The organism is Citrobacter sp. Igbk 16, assembly GCF_028069755.1.
Classification (GTDB): Bacteria; Pseudomonadota; Gammaproteobacteria; order Enterobacterales; family Enterobacteriaceae; genus Citrobacter.
The window spans coordinates 1-3830 of sequence record NZ_JANEWJ010000064.1 but is presented as its reverse complement, the minus strand read 5'-3'; the positions used below and the strand labels follow the sequence as shown (position 1 = coordinate 3830).

The following is a 3830-nucleotide window of genomic DNA, read 5'->3' as shown; positions in this document are numbered from 1 at the left end:
ATATTATTTTTTATATCTACTGGGTAATATTTTATGCATGTTTGGCATTGCTTTTTTTATTTGGTTCTCCTTTTTTTCTGACGATGGTTTTAGATGTTTATGGAGTGTGGGAAACTTTTTGTTGATTGTTTTAGGATATTTTATGATGAAATTTGGCTGGCCTCATATACGTAGTAATTGGGATGATTATCTGTGATTTCTTATTATGGTTTTATAAGTGCGTAAATATAGTTTATTAAATGGAGTTAACTCTATGAATATGAAACTAACAACATCAGGGCCTACGCTTAACCGCTACAGCTTAACGATCCCTTCATGCCCGCATGCACTGGATGTGTTACGTTTTGAGGGACTGGAGCAGTTAAGCGTTCTCTACCATTATTCAGTCCGTTTTACCTGTAGTGCTTCAGAGCTGACAGCCGGTATGTTCCTGAACCAGCCGGCATTGCTGGTCATGAAAGGCGGGGCGCTACTGAATGCCACCCCCGTGAAATTCGTCCACGGTGTGATCACCCATTTCCGGCGTCTGACGGGGTCCCACGACCAGGTCAGCTACGAAATTATCGTTGAGCCTTATATCTCTCTGCTGGATAAACAGTTCCGTACGCACCGCTTTTTCATTAATAAATCGGTCCCGGAAGTGGTGGGTGAAATCCTGCAGGAGCATGCCCTGCACGGCTGGGAGTATGAATTCACGCTGACGCAGAGTTATCCGAAGCGTGAACAGATAAATCAGTATCAGGAGAGCGACCTGGCGTTCATTGAGCGTCTGCTGGCGGAAGTGGGGATATTTTACTTCTTCACGCTGCAGCCGGACACGCGGACAGAAGTGGTGCATTTTGCAGACCAGCAGAGCGCCTATGAGTTTGATAAACGGCTGGCGCTGGACAGCCCGTCAGGGATGAGCGACAGCGGGGCGGACTCAGTCTGGGGACTGAATATCCGACACCAGGTGGTACAGGCGGGAGTGACGACAAAAGACTATAACCACCGCGAAGCGCAGAAGGTGCTGCAGTCGGCGAGGGCGGATATCACCGGCGGTGAAGGCGGGGAAATGCGCTATGGCGAGGTGTATCACTACAAACCGCGTCATCTTGAAACCGGGGAGGTCTCTTCTCCTGCGCCGGAAACCGGGAACTTCTGGGCGCGACTGGACCATGAGCGTTTTCTGGCAGAGCAGACGCTGATAACGGGTTTCAGCACGGATGCGGGGTTGCGTCCGGGACAGGTGCTGACGATAACGGACAGCAGCGTGCCGTCGACGCTGCCGGGCGTGCTGCAGCAGCCTGTGGTGGTGGTCCGGACCGGGTTCAGCGGCAGCAGGAAGGATGCGCTGAAAGTGTCGCTGGCAGCGGTACCGTACAGTGAGACGCAGTGCTGGCGTCCGGCGCTGAAGGCGAGACCGAAGGTCAGCGGCACACTGACGGCGCGGATCAGCAGCCCGAAGAGCGGGGACATCTACGCGCATCAGACGGCGGAGGGGCTGTACCGGGTGAAGTTCGATGCAGACCAGGACAGCAAACAGCAGGGCTATGAGAGCATGCTGCTGCGCCTTGCCAAACCCTACGGCGGCGACACTTACGGTATTCACTTCCCGCTGATACAGGGCACAGAAGTGGCGGTGGCGTTCCATGAAGGGGACCCGGACCGGCCCTATATCGCCCATGCGCTGCATGACTCCCGGCATCCGGATCACGTGACGCAGGCAAACCATACCCGCAACGTCATCCGCACGCCCGCGAACAACAAGTTGCGTATGGAGGACAAACGGGGTGAGGAGCACGTCAAGCTTAGTACCGACTACGGTGGGAAGACGCAGCTTAACCTGGGGCATAACGTGGATGCGGGGCGTGCGCTGCGGGGAGAGGGCTTTGAACTGCGTACAGACCAGTGGGGAGCTATTCGGGCTGGGAAGGGGATCTTTATCAGTGCCGATCGTCAGGAACTGGCTGGAGGTTTGCAGCTAGATATGCATGAAGCAGTAGCTAACTTACAAGCTGCGCTTCAGGATGCGAAAGGTATTCGCTCTGCGGCAGAAAAAGCGAAAGCAGAACTGGCTGATATAGAGAGGCAAAAAGCATTGTTGATGGGGTCTATGACAGACCTCAAGAAACAGGCTTTACTTTTTTCTGCCCCTGCTGGTATAGCTCAGGTAACGCCCGCCAGTATCCAACTCTCATCAGGTGAGAATGTCATTGTGACCTCTGGAGCGGACACAGATGTCAGTGTCGCTAAAAAATTCCGCCTTGGTGTGAAAGAAACAATAAGTCTTTTCGCTCAGTGGATGGGGATTAAGATTTTCGCCAGTAAAGGAAAAGTGGAAATTCAGGCGCAGGGAGATGCAATGGATCTGCTGGCAAAGAAAACGTTGAGTATAGCCAGCAAGGATGAGCAGGTGATCATTACCGCCGCGACAGAGTTAGTGCTCAGTTGTGGTGGAGCATATATCAGGCTTAAAGATGGTGAAATAGAAGTCGGGGCGCCTGGCAACGTTCGCGTAAAGAGTATTGGAATTCAAAAAATGGCGCCTGCAATATTGAACGCCAGCATAGAGTTACCGGATCCTTGCGCCACAGCCATTGATGCTGCGGGTGGTACGCAAAGCCCTACAGTGACGCTGGGTTGATGGAGGGTCAATAATGAAGGAATCTTTCATAACTTATGATTACTCTTTACAGGCAATGCAAAATCAGGGGGGGGATATTGGTGAGGAAATATTTAATCATTTCAGAACGCTAAATAGAAATTGTATATTAATGATTGATGCTGCAATTATAAGATTAAGGAATCAAGATTCATCATTCTACAATAAAATAATAGATAGAGGGGGTGTGAGGGTACCAGTTGCTAATCGTTATCTAACCTCAGAATTTGAGCCGTATTTGGTATCACTGGATTTATCTTTACCTGAGGATTGTACAATACTACATGAAAGTATTATGCAAGCCCTGAAAGAGATCGAACCTAACGAAATACTGCTGGGTAAGGGTAGGATGATTTGTGGTTGGCTCACTTGCGAAGAAGATATTATCAATATCGCTGCTTACCTGGGAAAAGTTGCTATCCAACAACGTGATGGTAAAGATGTTTTGCTTCGGTATTATGACCCTGCAATTATGATCTCTCTTTTATCCATCCTGGATGATTGGCAACAACAACGTTTGTTAGGACCAGTCGAAGTGTGGAGTTTTATTGATGGCGATGGGCAGCTTATCAATAAAATAAATCAGTCTGATAATCAACTGCGACTTTCATATACGTTATCGCTTAGCGCTGGCAATTGGCGTGATATAGATTTCATCGGGATAAAAAATAGGATTATCTGTAATTATCGCTTAGCGCATTTGAGTAGTGAACGTTTTTCGGAGTCATCGGTCTTTAATCTATTACAGCAGTCACTTAAAAGAGCCGGGATGTGTGCTTTTGATGAAGAAGAAGATCTTATTAAGTGGGGGGAGTGTTCAATTAATATTGCTCCAGAGTTTTATAACCATGGGACTATTAAAAGGTTGCTTGAAATAAATAGCCTAAGTGGGAAGAAAAAATTCACTCAAATAATATCTCATGTCACAGAACAGCAATGGAATGAAATTCGCACAGATCATTAATTAAGCGATTTACAGTTCGAATATGCAGGAGAACAGGGATGAAAAATCATAAATGTGACTGTATGTCACAGGGACCGGCATTACTGCCCGTACGCTATGCGGTGGTTCCTGAATATATTCAGGAAGCACTGCCGGCGTGGGCAAAACCAGGCGCGTCGTCTTATCCGGCAGAAAGTGAAAATTATCACTATGCGCTGCGTGCGATGCGCAGGGGATATATCT

At 48.5% G+C, this 3830-nt stretch carries 4 protein-coding genes; all 4 read left to right on the top strand.

Annotation, left to right across the window (positions count from 1 at the left end; translation table 11 throughout):
* The coding region (locus NNO03_RS22340; protein WP_271450599.1) for a hypothetical protein at nucleotides 1-196 on the top strand (196 nt) is incomplete at its 5' end.
* A gap of 57 nt (nucleotides 197-253) precedes the next feature.
* The gene (locus tag NNO03_RS22335; protein ID WP_271450598.1) at nucleotides 254-2626 is read left to right on the top strand and encodes a type VI secretion system Vgr family protein; all 2373 of its coding nucleotides are present in this window, start codon (nucleotides 254-256) and stop codon (nucleotides 2624-2626) included.
* A 13-nt stretch (nucleotides 2627-2639) separates the two neighbouring features.
* A complete protein-coding gene (locus tag NNO03_RS22330) occupies nucleotides 2640-3608 on the top strand; it encodes a DUF4123 domain-containing protein (RefSeq protein WP_271450597.1) in 969 nt (322 codons plus the stop codon).
* A 38-nt stretch (nucleotides 3609-3646) separates the two neighbouring features.
* Nucleotides 3647-3830, top strand: a 184-nt coding sequence (locus NNO03_RS22325) for a toxin VasX (RefSeq protein WP_271450596.1), incomplete at its 3' end; no start/stop codon positions are given.